Origin of the sequence: Shewanella sp. SP2S2-6 (genome assembly GCF_031931965.1) — a bacterium.
Classification (GTDB): Bacteria; Pseudomonadota; Gammaproteobacteria; order Enterobacterales; family Shewanellaceae; genus Shewanella; species Shewanella baltica.
This window is the reverse complement of record NZ_JAUOEQ010000038.1, coordinates 12,156-30,023: the sequence shown is the minus strand read 5'-3', so window position 1 is coordinate 30,023 and position 17,868 is coordinate 12,156. Positions and strand designations below refer to the sequence as shown.

Below are 17,868 nucleotides of genomic sequence, written 5' to 3'. Positions count from 1 at the left end.
AACTTGCGATTTATTTCATTAAACGACTGTTTTTTAAACGCGAGAAAGTAGTGTTTACCATTGAAAATAAAAGCTTGAACAGTGAGACCTAGCGTTGCTTGATAAGGTTTTGGGGATTTAGAACTGAAGGGAGGTTTGTTAACGCTGACGCAGTGGCATGATTGAAAAGCGTGACGCTTGTAAGGGCTTAATAAACTCTGCTGCATCCTGAATCGAAGCAATGCAGCAGAGTGAGCTGTGCAGATAAACTCAGCCGTGCTTAGAGCACTTTGGCGATCGATTGGGCTAAGTAATCGACGTTATCTTCACTGATCCCAGCAATACTGATGCGGCTTGAACCCACCATATAAATACTGAATTCTTTTTGTAGGCGCGCCACTTGCTCTGGATCCACCCCGAGGAAGGAGAACATGCCTTTTTGGCGGGCGATAAAGCTAAAGTCACGGTCTACGCCATTGGCTTTAAGTTTATCCACTAAAATGGCGCGGTTGCCGTTGATACGATCGCGCATTACTTTCAGCTCATCAAGCCATTCTTGTTTTAACTCCGCCGATCCTAAAATTGTCTCAACAATCGCGGCGCCGTGGGCAGGCGGCATAGAGTAGATACAGCGAACCACATAAAGCAGCACAGATTGCGCGACATTGGCAGTATGGGCATCTTTGGCAATCACAGAGCAGGAACCGATACGCTCGCGGTACAGACCGAAGTTTTTCGAGCATGAGCTGCAAAGGATCATATTATCGACCGCTGCCGCCATTTTGCGCACGCCGTAGGCATCAATATCAACGCCATCACCAAAACCTTGGTATGCCATGTCAATCAGTGGAGTAAAGCCTTGCTCTTTTGTCAGGGCAACCACTTTATCCCATTGTTCTGTGGTTAAATCCATTCCGCTCGGGTTATGGCAACAGGCGTGGAATAACACCACATCATCAGGACTCACCTGCGATAGGGCAGCAAGCATCTCATCAAATTTCAATGATTTGCTATCGTAGTCATAATACGGATAGGTTTTAACGGTAATGCCAGCCGCTTCGAACAAACCGATGTGGTTTGCCCAAGTTGGGTCGCTTACCCATAACACCGCATTCGGGTTGCAGCGTTTGATAAAGTCGCCGGCCACGCGCAGTGCACCAGTACCACCGGGTGTTGAAACGGTGCGGATACGGTTAGCGATAATGGCACTGTGGTCAGCACCGAAGGCTAATTCTGTCATTAAGGTGTTGAATTGTGGCGAGCCTGTTGGGCCGATATACACTTTGGTGGTTTCGGTATCGAGACGGAATTTCTCGGCTTTTTTCACGCAACTGAGGATCGGGGTAACGCCTGTAGGGTCTTTATAAACGCCCACACCTAAATCCACTTTTTGTGGGTGGGTGTCTTCGCGGTACTGAGTCAACAAGCCAAGGATGGGATCTGCTGGCATTGCGATGAGTGAGTTAAACATAGCTCCATCTACCTTTCTGGTTATAGTGCAAACGTGATTGTTTGTATCAGATATGCGTTATTTATCGTTTGGAGCTTAGAATAGCGCGGAAAGGTAAAGTATTTAAAGTGAAAACTGTGATTACACACCAGTTATCTTGGCAAAAAAGTCTGCAAAAAATACGGTTAAATCCTAAATTAACCGCTTAAATTTTGCGTTTTTGTTATTTTTACACTGAACTCAGTAAATAATCTGACCAAAATGCCATTTTTCTCGAAAAAACGGTTGAATCCTTAGCGACAATCGGTAATTTTATAACGACGAAGCACCAACAAGGCCCCAATCTCCTTTTATTTGTAATCTTAACTTGACGCTGTGTAGCGTGAAGTTGCCATTTTGCGTATTCAGTCCGCGTGATCGTGATGATGACGCCCTATAGAGAAAGAAGATTTATTCATGAAGCAATTACGTCTTGAACCTGTTGTGCAAGTCCGCGGTGAGATCAATATTCCGGGCTCAAAAAGTATTTCAAATCGTGTCTTACTATTGGCCACCTTAGCCCAAGGCACGACCACGCTCACCAATCTGCTCGACTCAGATGATATTCGCCACATGCTGGCCTCCCTCAAGCAGTTAGGGGTGAACTACCGTTTATCGCAAAACAATACTGTGTGTGAACTCGATGGCTTAGGCGGTGTGATTTCCTCAGAATCTGCGCAGGAATTATTTTTAGGTAATGCAGGCACGGCAATGCGCCCCTTGTGCGCCGCCTTAACTCTTGGCCAAGGCGAATTTACCCTCACGGGCGAACCGCGTATGGAAGAGCGCCCGATTGGCGACTTAGTCGATGCCTTAAGGCAACTCGGTGCCAATGTCGTTTACCTTAAAAATGACGGTTTCCCCCCGCTGACGATTAATGCGACGGGTCTTAATGGCGGCGATGTTGAGATTGCGGGTGACTTATCAAGCCAATTTTTAACCGCCCTATTGATGGTGGCGCCGCTTGCAAAGGGCAGCGTGAATATCCATGTCAAAGGCGAATTAGTTTCTAAGCCTTATATCGATATCACTATCGCCTTGATGGCGCAGTTCGGCGTTAAAGTCATTAACCATAACTATGCCCGTTTTGAGATTGTTGCAGGCCAGCGTTATATGTCTCCGGGTAAAGTATTGGTCGAAGGTGATGCGTCATCGGCATCGTATTTCCTCGCGGCAGGGGCGATAAAGGGCGGCGAAGTCAAAGTCACCGGTGTGGGCCGTTTAAGTATTCAAGGCGATGTGAAATTTGCCGATGTGCTCGAAAAAATGGGCGCAGATATCGAGTGGGGCGATGACTATATTATCGCGCGTGGATCTCAATTAACGGCGGTTGATTTGGACATGAACCACATTCCCGATGCGGCCATGACCATAGCTACGGCCGCGTTATTTGCTAAAGGCACTACGGTTATCCGCAATATCTACAACTGGCGTATTAAAGAAACCGACCGTTTAGCGGCTATGGCGACGGAATTACGTAAAGTAGGCGCCGAGGTGGAAGAGGGGAACGATTACATTAAAATCATCCCGCCTGCAGTGATTAACACCGCCGAAATTGATACCTACAATGATCACCGCATGGCTATGTGCTTTTCGATGCTGGCCTTTGCTGATTGCGGTATTACCATCAATGATCCTGATTGCACTTCTAAAACATTCCCAGACTACTTTAAGCAGTTTGCGAGTCTGCAAGGCTAATTCATTCTGTTTTGTTTTTGTAACAACAAGCGATGTCAAGAATAGTCAGCCGTATTTGCGCGGCTGCTAATCTTCATAAAAAATCCACGGATTTTGTTTGTCTTTTGTTGTACAATGCTGCGCGCTCATTTTCGGGGGCTCACTTGATGAACTCACGGATGATGGTAATTTTTTGCGGAGGAATGTATGTCTGAACGGGCTCCTGTAGTCACAATCGACGGCCCAAGTGGTGCTGGCAAAGGTACAATTAGTCAATTATTGGCTCAGCATCTAGGTTGGCAACTACTTGATAGTGGTGCTATTTACCGAGTTCTTGCGCTCGCAGCAATTCATCATAACGTTGAACTGGAAAATGAAGAATCGATCACGCTGTTAGCGGCACATCTCGATGTGAAGTTTTTAACAGGCAATGATACCGATCCGGTTCAAGTGATATTGGAAGGTGAAGACGTCACCACCGACATTCGCACTCAAGAGTGCTCGAATGCCGCTTCAAAAGTCGCCGCGTTTCCACGGGTGAGAGAAGCCTTATTACGTCGTCAACGGGCCTTTAAAACGGCGCCAGGATTAATTGCCGATGGTCGCGACATGGGAACTGTGGTTTTCCCAAGTGCGCCGGCAAAATTATATTTAACCGCCTCAGCTGAAGAGCGTGCCCAAAGACGCTATAATCAGTTGCAGGACAAGGGCTTCGATGTTAATATCGAGCGCCTTTTAAGTGAAATTATCGAACGTGATGACCGCGATATGAATCGTCCGGTGGCTCCTTTAGTCCCCGCCGAGGACGCGCTCATTATCGATACAAGCGGAAAGGGTATTGATGAAGTGTTAGCGCTTGCGCTTAACTTTATCAACCAAAAATTATCCGACACTAACTAAGTTAGCCCACCGGATAGGTATTCGTATTAAGGATGATACGGATAATTTGACTGACTCCACGTCTAGGACGGACAGTGGTTTAATAAAGAAAGTAACCTAAACATGACTGAATCTTTTGCTGATCTATTTGAACAATCCCTTCAAACTCTGGAATTCCGTCCAGGTTCTATCGTTCGTGGTACTGTTGTATCAATCAAAAACGGTATGGTACTGGTTGACGCGGGTCTGAAGTCTGAAAGCCCAATCCCAGCTGAACAATTCAAAAACGCTCAAGGTGTTTTAGAAATCGCTGTTGGTGATGAAGTTGACGTAGCTCTTGACTCTGTTGAAGACGGCTTCGGTGAGACTCAACTGTCTCGCGAAAAAGCGAAACGTCATGAAGCTTGGATCGTTCTGGAAAAAGCTTATGAAGATGCTGAAACTGTAATCGGTATCATCAATGGTAAAGTTAAAGGCGGTTTCACTGTTGAATTAAACGGTATCCGTGCCTTCTTACCAGGTTCTCTAGTTGACGTGCGCCCAGTTCGCGACACCGCTCACTTAGAGTACAAAGAATTAGAATTCAAAGTTATCAAGCTAGACCAGAAGCGTAACAACGTTGTTGTTTCTCGTCGTGCAGTTATCGAATCAGAAAGCAGCGCTGAGCGTGATGCACTGTTAGAAAACCTGCAAGAAGGTCAAGCAGTTAAGGGTATCGTTAAGAACCTGACTGACTACGGTGCATTCGTAGATTTAGGTGGTGTTGACGGTCTGCTACATATCACAGATATGGCGTGGAAACGTGTTAAACATCCATCAGAAATCGTCAATGTTGGCGATGAAATCAACGTTAAAGTACTGAAGTACGATCGTGAGCGCACTCGTGTGTCTCTAGGTCTGAAACAACTTGGCGAAGATCCATGGTTAGAAATCAGCAAACGCTACCCAGAAAACACACGTTTAACTGGTCGCGTTACTAACCTAACTGACTACGGTTGCTTCGTAGAAATCGAAGAAGGCGTTGAAGGTCTTGTTCACGTTTCTGAAATGGATTGGACTAACAAGAACATTCACCCATCTAAAGTTGTTAACTTAGGTGATGAAGTTGAAGTTCTGGTTCTGGACATCGATGAAGAGCGTCGTCGTATTTCTCTTGGTCTGAAACAATGTAAGACCAATCCATGGGATGACTTCGCAACTCGTTACAACAAAGGCGACAAGGTTTCTGGTAAGATCAAGTCAATCACTGACTTCGGTATCTTTATCGGTCTTGACGGCGGTATCGATGGTCTAGTTCACCTGTCTGACATTTCTTGGAACGGTACTGGCGAAGACGCAGTTTCTGAATACAAGAAAGGCGATGAAATCCATGCAGTGGTTCTGTCTGTAGATCCAGAGCGTGAGCGCATCAGCTTAGGTGTTAAGCAAACTGAAGATGATCCATTCAACGCATACTTGGCTGACAAGAAGAAAGGTACTATCGTAAACGGTACTGTTTCTGCTGTTGATGCTAAAGGTGTGACTGTTGAACTGGCTGACACTGTTGAAGGTTACATCCGTGTAGCTGACATTTCACGTGAGCGTATCGAAGATGCATCTACTGTCTATAATGTAGGTGATGCAATCGAAGCTAAGTTCATGGGTGTTGACCGTAAGAACCGCTCTATCAGCCTGTCAATCAAAGCGAAAGACGAAGCTGAAGAGAAAGAAGTAATGGCGACTCTGAACAAACAAGATGACGCTGTTATTAGCAATGCAATGGCTGAAGCGTTTAAAGCAGCTCGTAAATAATCGCCTGTTGTTTGGGGAGACTTCTCTCCCCATTAGGCGACTGTGTTTGGCTTGATAATAGGGGATAGCTAGGATGACGAAATCTGAACTTATCGAAAAACTCGCCACCAGGCAGTCGCAGCTGTCGGCGAAAGAGGTTGAAGGCGCAATCAAAGAAATGTTGGAGCAAATGGCAACAACATTAGAAAGCGGTGATCGTATTGAGATCCGTGGCTTTGGTAGTTTCTCGCTTCACTATCGTGCACCGCGGACTGGCCGTAATCCAAAGACTGGTTCATCAGTCGATTTGGAAGGTAAATACGTCCCGCACTTTAAGCCAGGCAAAGAACTGCGCGAGCGTGTTGACGCCGTTAATGTGTGATTGACCGCATAGTAAAAAGCCTCCGTTAGGAGGCTTTTTTGTATCTATTGCAAGGCAATGCTGGTCAGCTCAGTGAATTTCTTGGATAATCATTAAATTGAAACGCGTTTAGGGAGTGCAGCGTGAAATCATTTGTAGCAACTGTGCTTGTGGCACTGTTATTTATTCTGGCGTTGATCTTTGGCGCGCGTAACGAACAAGTGGTGACCATCAGCTATTTTGTCGCACAGGGTGAATATCGTTTACCTGTTGTGCTAGCGATCGTCTTTTTTGCTGGTTTCATCTTGAGCTGGTTAGTTGCAAGCTACTATATCGTGCGCTTGAAATTGAGCTTAGCGACAACGAGAAAGAAACTAAACCAAGTGATGGCTAAAGCCCCTCAGGATGTAGACGCCTAATATGCTTGAGATACTCTTTCTGTTGCTTCCCATTGCTGCCGCCTACGGTTGGTATATGGGGCGACGGAGCATAAGGCAGAATCAAAGCAATCAACGTAAACAATTGAGCCGGGACTACTTTACTGGCCTCAATTTCTTACTGTCGAACGAATCGGATAAAGCCGTTGATTTGTTTATCAGTATGCTAGATGTTGACGATGAAACCATAGATACTCATCTGTCACTCGGTTCGCTGTTTCGTAAGCGAGGCGAGGTCGACCGCTCCATCCGTATTCATCAGAATTTAATTGCCCGTCCAAACCTAGCCAATGAGCAGCGCGACATCGCTATGATGGAGCTGGGTAAAGATTATCTGGCCGCGGGTTTTTACGACAGGGCCGAAGAAATTTTTATCAACTTGGTTAGCCAAGATGATCACAGCGAAGAATCTGAAACTCAGCTGATTGCTATCTATCAAGTGATTAAAGAGTGGCAAAAAGCCATTGATATCACTAAGCGTTTGAGTCGTAAACGTCAGCAAGTCTTAAAGCCGTTAACGGCGCATTTCTATTGCCAGTTAGCCGATGAAGCCAGCGACGATGCACAGAAGATTAAACTGCTGCAACAGGCGCTGAAGCAAGATCCGCAATGTGGCCGTGCGTTATTGACCTTGGCGAAAAAATTCCTCGATATTCAAGATTATGCCCAGTGCAAGCAAATGCTGCTGCAACTGAAAAAAGCCGATATCGAGCTTTTTGCCGATGCAATCCCAACGGCCAAACAAGTTTATCGCGACACACAAGACAACGAAGGCTTCCAAGAGTTACTGGCGGGCGCCATGGCCGATGGCGCGGGGGCTTCAGTGGTTGTCGCCTTAGCGCAGCACATGATAAGTCTGGATGAGATTAAAGCGGCAGAGACCATGGTGCTCGATGCCCTATATCGCCATCCAACGATGAAAGGTTTTCAGCACTTGATGCAAATGCATTTGCGTCAAGCAGAGGAAGGGCAAGCCAAGCAAAGTTTAACTATGCTAGAGCAGCTCGTTGAGCAACAAATTAAATTCCGTCCAAGCTACCGTTGTAAAGAGTGTGGTTTCCCTTCCCATGCACTTTATTGGCATTGTCCTTCCTGTAAAAATTGGGGCAGTATCAAGCGGATCAGAGGCTTAGACGGCGAGTAAATAAGATAATATCTATAGTTAGTGTAACTCTGTTGGAGAGATGATGACGACTAAACCTATCCTCGTAGCGCTTGATTACGATAACAAAAACCACGCTTTACAACTGATAGAAAAACTCGATCCCAACATGTGCCGCCTTAAAGTTGGCAAAGAAATGTTTACCTTGTTTGGCCCGCAACTGGTGAAAGATATCCATGATCGTGGCTTTGATTTATTCCTCGATTTGAAATTTCACGATATTCCCAATACTGTCGCCAAAGCCGTGGCCGCTGCCGCAGAGTTGGGTGTATGGATGACGAACGTGCATGCCAGTGGTGGTTTAGCCATGATGGAAGCGGCTAAAAAGGCCTTGCTGCCATATGGCGACAAAGCGCCTATGCTGATCGCTGTGACGGTATTAACCTCCATGAGTGATGATGATCTTAAATTACTCGGCATCAATGTGCCTGCATTTGAACATGTTCAGCGTTTGGCGAAGCTCACGCAGCAAGCGGGATTTGATGGTGTGGTGTGTTCCGCCCAAGAAGCGACAGCGTTGAAATCGCTGTTAGGTCAGGATTTCAAACTCGTTACGCCGGGGATCCGCCCAGTAGGTAGCGATGCTGGCGATCAACACCGGGTGATGACGCCGCCTCAAGCGATTGCAGCGGGTTCAGATTACCTAGTGATTGGCCGTCCAATCACCAAAGCTGCCGATCCATTAGCGGCATTGCAAGCGATTCACCAATCATTGGCATAGACGTTTCAATAGCCGTCTCAATCGCGGTTTGACCGTCGTTTGAATAAAAAAGGCTTGAAATCGCTCGTTAGTAACCTTGATATGATGGATAAAAATTGAAATAGTATCTTGAATGACAATATAACATAATTAATCACACCCTGAGTGCATATCTCACAGTTCACGGAGAACGCCCATGTTTAACTATCAAGGTAAGAATGTTGTCGTTGTCGGTGGCACCAGTGGGATAAATCTCGCCATTGCAATTGCGTTCGCGCAGGCTGGCGCCAATGTCGCAGTCGCGAGTCGCAGCCAAGATAAAGTTGATGCCGCGGTATTGCAGCTGCAACAGGCCAATCCTGATGGTATTCATTTAGGTGTGAGTTTTGATGTGCGCGATCTTAGCGCCCTTGAAGTCGGTTTTGATAAAGTCGCTTCTGAGTTTGGTTTTATCGATGTGCTAGTTAGCGGCGCGGCGGGTAATTTCCCTGCCAGCGCCGCAAAGCTTTCGGCTAATGGGTTTAAGTCGGTGATGGACATTGATTTGCTGGGCAGTTTTCAAGTGCTAAAGCAGGCTTATCCTTTGCTACGTCGCCCCAATGGCAATATTATCCAGATTTCGGCGCCGCAGGCTTCGATTGCTATGCCCATGCAAGTTCATGTGTGTGCGGCAAAAGCGGGCGTGGATATGCTGACGCGAACCTTAGCGTTAGAGTGGGGCTGTGAAGGGCTGAGAATTAATTCGATTATGCCAGGCCCTATAGCTAACACTGAAGGCTTTAATCGCCTTGCACCCAGCGCCGCATTACAGCAAAAGGTTGCCCAATCCGTTCCATTAAAACGCAACGGCGCAGGCCAGGATATTGCTAATGCTGCGTTATTTTTAGGCTCTGAATTGGCGTCCTATATTACGGGAGTTGTGCTGCCGGTTGATGGCGGTTGGTCACTTGGCGGCGCCAGTATTGCGATGACAGAGCTTGGCGAACTGGCCGCGAAAATGTAGTTTGGTTTTAGATGTTTGGTATTCAAAATCGAGAACTTTGATTTTATAGAAATTAAGTAGGTAATGATCCATGGCTAATGCATTACAAGAGCAGCTACTCAAAGCAGGGCTTGCCAGTAAACAAAAGGTTCGCGACGTTAAGACCCAAAAACGCCGTGACAAAAAATCCCGAATTGATGATGGCTCCAGTGCTTTTAAGCAAGAAGTGGCCGAGCAAAAACGTCTGCAGGCGCTAAAAGATAAAGCGCTGAACGAACAACGTTTTGCAGAGGCATCAGAACGTGGACAGGTGCGCGGTTTAATCACTGAGTTCACTAAGTCTGCGATTAAGATCCCAACTTATGCTGAAGTGAAGTTTAACTATACTCTTGATAATAAAATCTATTCTTTATACATAGATGAAAAACTGCAGGCAGAATTGCTCAAAGGGCAGTTAGGCATAGTGCGCTACGAAGATAAGAGTTACTTAGTACCACATAAGTTAGCCGAGCGAGTGAAACTGCTGGTGCCGCAGTGGTGCGGTTATCTGTGGCAACAGGATGAATCTAAAGCTGTGGTGGTTGAAGATGATCCCTATGCGGATTATGCGATCCCAGATGATTTAATGTGGTAATAAGCACAAGCTTGTGAGCTAACGCTGCGACAATCCTGTGGTAAAGCTTATAAAATAGAGACCCTTAAGTTCAAGCTTAAGGGTTTTTTTATGGGTTGAATTTATACTTTGCTCACGTACCTCCATATTATTCGCGGCTGTATTTGTAATGAGATTGTTTTCTACAGTGAACTGGTATAAATTAAAACAACTGTTTTAATCCTACGTTTAAGAGTCTACCAATGAACCCTTATCAAGCCCCGTTGACGGATATGCGTTTCCTACTGGAACAGGTATTTGATGCCCCAAACACTTGGGCACAATTGCCTGAGATTGCTGAAATGGTCGATATCGACACGGCCAATGCCATTCTTGAAGAAGCAGCCAAGATCAGCAGTGAGTTGATCCATCCGCTGAACCGGACGGGCGATGAGCAGGGCGTGTTACATCAAGATAATCAAGTGATTACCCCTGATGGCTACAAAGCCGTTTATGAACAGTACTCGCAGGGCGGTTGGATTGGTTTGTGTGGCGATCCTGAATTTGGTGGCATGGGCATGCCAAAGATGCTGGGGATCTTAGTCGACGAAATGGCTTACAGTGCCTGTAATGCATTTACGCTTTATGGCTCGTTAACTGCGGGTGCGGCTTTATGTATCAATGCCCACGGCAGCGAAGCATTAAAACAAGCTTATTTGCCTAAGTTATATTCCGGCGAATGGGCGGGTGCTATGGATATGACAGAGCCGCAAGCGGGTTCTGATCTGCGTAATATTCGCACTCGAGCTTTACCGCAGGATGATGGTAGTTATGCCATTACGGGCAGCAAGATTTTCATTACGGGTGGCGATCACGATTTAACTGAAAACGTCATCCACTTAGTGCTTGCCAAGCTACCGGATAGCAAAGGGATTTCACTCTTCCTAGTGCCTAAAATATCGGTAAATACCGATGGCAGCTTAGCGAATGCGAATGGTGTATCAGTCGGTTCTATCGAGCACAAGATGGGCCTTAAAGGTTCAGCAACGTGTGTGATGAACTTTGATAATGCACAAGGTTTCTTGATTGGTGAACCCAATCGCGGTCTCGTATGCATGTTCACTATGATGAACTACGAGCGTTTAGCGATTGGTATACAAGGTCTGGGCAGTGCTCAGGCGGCGTATCAGATGGCAGCTGATTATGCTAAAGAGCGTAATCAAGGCGTTGCCGCTGGCGGCTCGCCGACGGGCAGTGAATCTGATCCTATTATCGTCCACGGCGATGTGCGCCGTATGTTGTTGACCATTCGAGCGATGACAGAAGCGGGCCGTGCTTTGTCTGTGTTTACTGGGCAACAGCTAGATTTGGCCAAATATGCTCAAGATGAAGTTAAAGCCAAAGCAGCGCGTTATGTGGGTTTATTAACGCCAGTCGCTAAAGCCTTTTTAACCGATCGCGGTCTTGATGCGACGATCATGGCGCAGCAAGTCTTTGGTGGACATGGTTATATTCGTGAAACGGGTATTGAGCAATTAGTCCGTGATACCCGTATCGCACAGATTTATGAAGGCACCAATGGCATTCAAGCCATCGATTTCCTCGGCCGTAAAGTCACGGGCGATAATCTTGCCGCATTAAATGAATTTGTCGCTGACTTGAAAGCACAAATGCGCGCATTTACTCACGTTGATGCGGTGAAAGTGGCGGCAGTATGCGCACGTTTAGATGCATTAGTTATAGTCGCTGAGTCGATCAATGAGCACAAAGTCGCTCAACCTGCGCTTATTAATGCTTGCGCGGTCGACTTTTTAGATGCCTTTGGTTATACCCTTTATGGTTTCTACTGGTTGGCTATGGTCGATAAAGTCGCTGATCATGAAGATAAAGCTTTCGCCGAGCAGAAAGCCTATTTAGCTAAGTTCTATTTTGATAAGTTACTGCCTAAAGCGGATTACCATATCGCTCAAGTCAGAGCCGGTGATGCGACCACTATGGCTATGCCTGCAGAGTTGTTTTAACAAGGCTTTGATAGATTCGTTTAAATAAAAACGAAATAAAAACGAGAAAAGCACTGATGACTCAGTGCTTTTTTGTTTTATATCATGCTGTTTCTACTCGGCAGTATTTAATCTTGGACCGAGTGAGCAGCGGTACTAAGCGCTGCTGTGGTGGGGGATGGCACTTGCAGCACTGAAATCAATTGCTTGAGAAACTCGGCATTAAACGATGGTTTATGCTGATGTTTAAGCTCGGGACTCATGCCATTCTCAAGCACCACAAACAGGGTGTCACTGTGCTCAGGCAAACGGATAAACCCCGCTAAGTTAGACACGCCTTGCATCGAGCCTGTTTTAGCAAAAATTTGCTGTTTCAGCGGCGGCTTGTTGTAACCCATGCGATACCTTAAGGTGCCGCTTATTCCTGCTTGCGGCAGACTGGTCATTAACGAGCTAAAGCGACTGTCCTTATGGATGAGTGCCAATACCGTCGCTAACTGCTGTGCATTGAGCAAGTTATAGCGTGACAGGCCTGAACCATCGACAATGTTAGCGTTACTCAGATCGACGCCTAACTCCGTTAAAATCCGTTGCATGGCTACCGCGCCATTGGTAAAGCTACCTTGGGCATTGAAATAACTTTTGCCAAGCTGTTTAAACAGGCTATCAGCAATCAAATTATCCGACTTGAGCAGCATAGTATCGAGCAATTCAGGCAGAGGCGCCGAGCTATGGCTGGCAATCAATTTCGCCTTTTTGGGCAAGCTTGTGCCGAGCTTAACTTTACCCGCGAGTGACATCTCGCCTTTGAGCAGCGAGGTGAGGTTATCTTGGGCAAATTTGAACGGATCGCTGACCGCAATCGCCAGCCCAATCGCTTCACCGCCCGGATAACAACCACGTAGATGATAGTTGTTTTGGCCTAGTCGCACCAAATCGAGCTGGCAAAATTCACGACTCGCCTTGGGATCAAATACCGCATCGCTGCTGACTTTTACCCCATAACTCCCCGTGCGCAGGCTCACCTGCGATGGTTTATTGGCCGTGCTGGGGTTGAACTGACCATAGACGCAGTTTTGATTGATAATGTAACTCGACACTGGCGCGGCAAAACAAATGCCTAAGTCATCCCAAACCCAACCAGGGGCCTGCATTTGCTCTTGTTTATCGCCGAGCAAATACAGATGTCCATCAATGCGATTAATGCCTTGTTTCACGAGACTGGCAAAAATGGCCTTGAGATCGGCTTGAGTGAACGTCGGATCGCCACTAAAACGCAGATAAGCGCTGCCGGCGATATGGCCCTTGCGTATTGGTGCGTCCGTCCATAATTCAGTGACATAACGAAAATCAGGCCCAAGCTGGGCCATGGCACTCACAGCTGTGAGCAACTTTTGCGTGCTGGCGGGAATAAACAGCGTCTCGGCCTGTTGGCTAAAGATCACTTGATTGCTCGACATGTCCATTGCCAGCAGTGCAATTTGCGAGTGACGAGGGCTGATTTTGCTGACCGCTTGGCTAAGCGAAGTGGTTCGGGTCTCTATCGCTCCTGCGTCGATTTGCTCAGCGCGGGCGATATTGTGGCTCGCCGCTAGGAGTAGGCTGGCATACAGAGTGGTTTTCAGTAACGTTTCCATGTTAGCTATTGACCATTTTGATTAAGAACATCATGGGCCTGCAGGTTAAGTTCGATGCAATGTGGGGCTAATCCTCACTGCTGCCGTCATCCTTTTCCATCAAGCGATATAAACGTAGGGTAACAAACAATACCAGTCCGATAAACAGTGGCAGGATCAGTAATCCCAACTGAGCTTTAAAATGGAAAATACCCCAAGCAAACAGCAGTGTCAGCGCTAACGTCAGCAGAATTTTTTTGTTCATGGTCTTCGTCTTTTATCGTGTTGGTTTAATCGCAAATAGGCGTTTTAGTTTACGCTAAATCACTGGGTTCGGGGTAAACGAAATAGGTTTGAAGATTATTTTGTGATTTGGCCGACATTTTAGCGGATCTTCAGTAAAACCTGCGATGGTTGGTATGGGCTTGTCACGTTAAACATCACTTAATCCAGGAACTGTCCGATTAATATCGAACTGTTAATATTCACATTTTTACATTGCCCTTAACATGATATGTGTGCCGAAAAAACAGCCCTTAAATGTGGTTGTAATCCTAGCCTAAAAGATGTGATTTTTAGCTAAATAGTGGCGCTACGGCGGGATTACATCGCGTGAGGTCAAATTACCAGCAAAACCGCGAGGTTTAAGGAGGCTTTTGGGAGAAAAGTCTTGCCGAGACGAGGTGAAGTCGGTAATTTCTACCCCTTACGATTTTAGGTTCTTAGGTAACAACTAAACCATGCCACATATTAGTATGCGCGGCTTACCACAAGCGGTCGTTGCAGCGTTCAGCCAAACATTACTGCAGTCATTGGCGGATATATGTAAAGGTAATGCAGAGAGTTTCACGTTAGATTGGATCCCAAGCATCAGTTTTCGAAATGGAAAAATTGATCAACGCTTCGTCCAAGTTGAGTTACTCTGGTTCCCTAAGGACCCTGATATCCATCTTAAAGTAGAACAAACGATCAGGCAGGCAGTGACAGAGGCCTATCCAGAGTTAACACATATTGCTGTGATGTTTCTATCACTGAACCCCAGTGCTTCCTATCGGGGTGGTCAGCATGATTAAAGGAGGATGCCTTGCTAGATAAGCTTGGTGGAATAGCCGTTCAACCCGAGGCTTTAACGTGGTTGCTCACGCCATGCCGTTTCAAGGCAGAATTACTCGCTCGTATCGCGAGCGCCAAGCACAGTATTTATATTGCGGCGCTGTATTTAGAAGATGACGAAGCTGGCCGTGAAGTATTACAAGCGTTGATGGATGCCAAAGCGGCAAATCCAGCGCTTGATGTCAAAGTATTAGTGGACTTTCACCGCGCAAGACGCGGCTTGATTGGCCATAAAGGCGATAGCGGTAACTATTTGATGTACCGCAGAGTGATGGCTGAAGCCGAACATCCCATCGATATCTTAGGTGTCCCCGTTAAGTCCCGTGAATTTATGGGCGTACTGCATCTTAAGGGTTTTATTATCGATGATGCGGTGATCTATAGCGGTGCCAGTCTAAATAATATCTATTTACAACAAAATGATAAGTACCGTTTCGACCGTTATCACTTGATTGAGTCGGCCGAATTAGCCCGCAGTATGCGCGCGATGATCCAGAAAAACATCATTGCTGATCCTGCAGTGTGTTCGTTAACCCAAGATGCTGAACAAGAAGTACTGCCGCCTAAGACGGACATGCGTAGCTTTAAGCTGAGATTGTCTGACGCTGAATATCAGTTTAAGGAAACCCGTGATGGCAATCGCATCACGCCGTTACTTGGGCTAGGGCGCAAGAAAAACTTGCTCAATAAAGTGGTTGTCGCCTTGGTGGAAGAGTCAAAAGACTCGCTGTTTATCTGCACGCCCTATTTTAATCCGCCGTATATTTTAGTGCGCGCCTTAGCTAAGCATTTACGCAATGGCAAACGCATCGACATCGTTGTGGGCGACAAGACGGCTAACGATTTTTATATTCCGCCTGAGCAGGATTTCTCCACTATAGGTGCCTTGCCCTATATGTATGAGCAATCATTGCGTAAGTTTGCTAAACGCCAACAGTGGGCGATTGATAATGGTCAGCTGAATATCCATCTGTGGAAACACGGCATCAACAGTTATCACCTCAAGGGCATCAGTGCTGACGGGAATAAGCATTTGATCACAGGCTCTAACCTGAATCCAAGAGCTTGGGCGCTGGATCTTGAGAATGGTTTGTTGATCCAAGATGAAATTGGCTGCTGGAAAGCCCAGTTTGAAGCCGAGCAGGCGCATATTCTTGAGCACACGCAGCGGTTATATCACTACAGCCAAGTGGATACCTTGCAGAGTTATCCCGCACCTGTGAAGAAGATCATGACCCGAATTCGTCGCCTTAAAGCCGACTTTTTACTGCGTCGTATTCTGTAACGCTGGGTTCTTTAGCACAACGAATTTGCCAATACTTCTGTTTAAGTACAGTTTGTTACCGATTAAAAAAGCCCACATCAATGTGGGCTTTTTTGTTAAATTGCGACAATAGATTTTGCTTAAGCTAAGAACGTTATCGCTTCAATTTTTCGGCATTAAATCTATGGTTTTAAATCTATAGTTTTAAATCTAGGATCTTAAATTTAGGACATTAAATCTGTGGCATCAAATTGTGGTGAGTGTCATTTTGATCTCTGGCGTAATACAAAGACAAAATCACTAACACCACCATGACAGCGCTTAATAAACCTATGCTCAACTGGCCGCCCATAGGCACTAAAGACATAGTCAATGCGGCAAGTCCGGCACCAAAATTTTGTAATCCTCCCAGTAATGCCCCCGCAATTCCTGCTTGACGTGGAAATGGCTCTAAAGCCGCCGAGGTCAGGGTAGGGAACAGCATACCGGCGCCACTGAAGAATAAAATCGATCCAACCAGTAAACTCCAACCGACGACTAAATTGAAAAGCCCCGGGATCAACATGAATAAGGCGCCAGCGCCAAGCAGCGCAACACCTTGATAGATAACTCTTTGCGGCTTATTTTGTCGACCTGCGATCAGCGCGCCCAGTAAATAGCCTGGAATAGGCGCCACAAAATAACAACTGACCATGAAAGGCGTCAGTCCAAGATATTGGCCATAGAGAACGCCGGCAATGGCTTCAAACGCCGCAATACCCGCAAAGGTCGCGATCAAAGAAAACAAGTAAGCTCGAAACGCTCTATGGCGCAGGACATGCCGATAGGATGCGATAACGGCTTGATGTTCCCGCTGCGCCTTAGGTAATGACTCTTTAAAGGCGAATATCAATAACAGCCAGACCACGGCACCGAATCCTGCTAACACCCAGTACACGGCTTGCCAGCCGAAGTAGGCCGCACTAGCGCTACCGATAAATGGTGCCAGTAAAGGTAAAAACACTACGGCCATAGAAACATAACTATTAAATTTAACCAGTCGGTCGCCAAAGTAATGATCGCGGGGAATGCTCCGGCATAAAGCGCCCGCGCTGGCGGTGCCTAATCCTTGGATAAGGCTCGCCATAATCAGTTGGTTAAAGCTTGTGGCCTGAGCCGCAAACATTGCACCTATAATAAAAATTGCGATACCCACGACGAGTGGCATTTTGCGGCCAATGCGATCTGACACTGGGCCATACACAAATTGAAACATCCCGTAGGAGAGTAAGTAACAGGCCATCACTGCTTGTAGCTGACTGGCGTCCACATTGAGCCCGAGTGCAATTTGCGGAAGGGCAGGCACAAAAATCGTCTGCGCCATTTGGCCACAGGCGACCATAAAGACAATCATTAACAGTAAACTAGACTGACTCGCCGCTGGAGCGACATCGTGATGAATAGGAGAGTGTGGCGTGCCTGACATGATATTTCCGAAAAAGGTCACTTAAGGTATTTGCGCGCATCTTACTCCCTAAAAGCGTAACTTCAAGTGTCAATCATATTGATTTGATGAAATAATTTTTAATGCGACGCATAAGTTTTTCTCTTCATTTTTAGCTGTAAAGCTAAACTTACGTAGGGTTATTTGTCTGTTAACTAGGTCGAATAATTGCAAATGAATTAATACTCAGATTAACCCTGCTCTGCCTATTTTCTTACATGGGAGTTTGCTTAAAAATAGTGGCTATTAAGAGATTGGAGGTAAGCAAGTGGATAAGGGGCCTAATACAAGCCACCCTAAATAAATCACGCTAAAAATATAGATAAGGAACAAATAAAAAAGGAGATAGCGAATCGGCCTATCT

The 17,868-nt window shown here is 46.2% G+C and carries 15 protein-coding genes and 1 pseudogene; 12 read left to right on the top strand and 4 right to left on the bottom strand.

The features are described 5' to 3' along the window. Positions 1–259: 259 nt before the first annotated feature. Positions 260–1,450: an amino acid aminotransferase gene (locus Q4Q57_RS18870; RefSeq protein WP_311891703.1), complete on the bottom strand. Its 1,191-nt coding sequence runs from the start codon at positions 1,448–1,450 to the stop codon at positions 260–262. 435 nt (positions 1,451–1,885) lie between these two features. Between Q4Q57_RS18870 and aroA the strand changes: the two genes are divergently transcribed. The 10 genes and pseudogenes from aroA to Q4Q57_RS18820 all read left to right on the top strand — a co-directional run bounded on the left by aroA (position 1,886) and on the right by Q4Q57_RS18820 (position 12,049). Then, the gene (aroA, locus tag Q4Q57_RS18865) at positions 1,886–3,166 is read left to right on the top strand and encodes a 3-phosphoshikimate 1-carboxyvinyltransferase (RefSeq protein WP_311891702.1); all 1,281 of its coding nucleotides are present in this window, start codon (positions 1,886–1,888) and stop codon (positions 3,164–3,166) included. Positions 3,167–3,352: 186 nt separating this feature from the next. Then, complete coding sequence (gene cmk / locus Q4Q57_RS18860; RefSeq protein ID WP_006081720.1) at positions 3,353–4,045, top strand: (d)CMP kinase; 693 nt, start codon at positions 3,353–3,355, stop codon at positions 4,043–4,045. A 99-nt stretch (positions 4,046–4,144) separates the two neighbouring features. Then, positions 4,145–5,815: pseudogene (gene rpsA, locus Q4Q57_RS18855) on the top strand (30S ribosomal protein S1); the annotation flags it as partial. A gap of 73 nt (positions 5,816–5,888) precedes the next feature. Further along, positions 5,889–6,176, top strand: a complete 288-nt coding sequence (gene ihfB / locus Q4Q57_RS18850; protein ID WP_006081718.1) for an integration host factor subunit beta — start codon at positions 5,889–5,891, stop codon at positions 6,174–6,176. A gap of 122 nt (positions 6,177–6,298) precedes the next feature. After that, on the top strand, positions 6,299–6,574 hold the full coding sequence (locus Q4Q57_RS18845) for a LapA family protein (RefSeq protein ID WP_006081717.1): 276 nt from the start codon (positions 6,299–6,301) through the stop codon (positions 6,572–6,574). A gap of 1 nt (position 6,575) precedes the next feature. Beyond that, positions 6,576–7,736 (top strand): lipopolysaccharide assembly protein LapB, encoded by a 1,161-nt coding sequence (gene lapB / locus Q4Q57_RS18840; RefSeq protein ID WP_259504172.1) that lies wholly within the window; start codon positions 6,576–6,578, stop codon positions 7,734–7,736. Positions 7,737–7,779: 43 nt separating this feature from the next. After that, positions 7,780–8,475 (top strand): orotidine-5'-phosphate decarboxylase, encoded by a 696-nt coding sequence (gene pyrF, locus Q4Q57_RS18835; RefSeq protein WP_311891701.1) that lies wholly within the window; start codon positions 7,780–7,782, stop codon positions 8,473–8,475. Positions 8,476–8,650: 175 nt separating this feature from the next. Beyond that, positions 8,651–9,457, top strand: coding sequence for an SDR family oxidoreductase (locus Q4Q57_RS18830; protein WP_311891700.1), 807 nt, complete (start codon positions 8,651–8,653; stop codon positions 9,455–9,457). A 70-nt stretch (positions 9,458–9,527) separates the two neighbouring features. Next, positions 9,528–10,070 carry a DUF2058 domain-containing protein gene (locus tag Q4Q57_RS18825; protein ID WP_011846778.1) on the top strand — a complete coding sequence of 181 codons (543 nt, stop codon included), beginning with the start codon at positions 9,528–9,530 and terminating at the stop codon, positions 10,068–10,070. Between the two features lie 221 nt (positions 10,071–10,291). Further along, positions 10,292–12,049 (top strand): acyl-CoA dehydrogenase family protein, encoded by a 1,758-nt coding sequence (locus Q4Q57_RS18820; RefSeq protein ID WP_012089278.1) that lies wholly within the window; start codon positions 10,292–10,294, stop codon positions 12,047–12,049. A gap of 107 nt (positions 12,050–12,156) precedes the next feature. Here the strand turns inward: Q4Q57_RS18820 and dacB are convergent, their stop codons facing one another. Both dacB and Q4Q57_RS18810 read right to left on the bottom strand, forming a co-directional pair. After that, positions 12,157–13,665 (bottom strand): D-alanyl-D-alanine carboxypeptidase/D-alanyl-D-alanine-endopeptidase, encoded by a 1,509-nt coding sequence (gene dacB, locus Q4Q57_RS18815; RefSeq protein WP_311891699.1) that lies wholly within the window; start codon positions 13,663–13,665, stop codon positions 12,157–12,159. Positions 13,666–13,732: 67 nt separating this feature from the next. Continuing rightward, a complete protein-coding gene (locus Q4Q57_RS18810; protein WP_006086754.1) occupies positions 13,733–13,909 on the bottom strand; it encodes a hypothetical protein in 177 nt (58 codons plus the stop codon). 475 nt (positions 13,910–14,384) lie between these two features. Here Q4Q57_RS18810 and Q4Q57_RS18805 point away from each other — a divergent pair, with 475 nt between their 5' ends. After that, positions 14,385–14,717, top strand: a complete 333-nt coding sequence (locus tag Q4Q57_RS18805) for a DUF1904 domain-containing protein (RefSeq protein WP_006081709.1) — start codon at positions 14,385–14,387, stop codon at positions 14,715–14,717. 11 nt (positions 14,718–14,728) lie between these two features. After that, positions 14,729–16,042: a CDP-diacylglycerol--serine O-phosphatidyltransferase gene (gene pssA, locus Q4Q57_RS18800; RefSeq protein WP_259211938.1), complete on the top strand. Its 1,314-nt coding sequence runs from the start codon at positions 14,729–14,731 to the stop codon at positions 16,040–16,042. A gap of 211 nt (positions 16,043–16,253) precedes the next feature. Here pssA and emrD read toward each other — a convergent pair whose 3' ends face one another. Beyond that, a complete protein-coding gene (emrD, locus tag Q4Q57_RS18795) occupies positions 16,254–17,486 on the bottom strand; it encodes a multidrug efflux MFS transporter EmrD (RefSeq protein WP_311891698.1) in 1,233 nt (410 codons plus the stop codon). Positions 17,487–17,868: the final 382 nt, after the last annotated feature.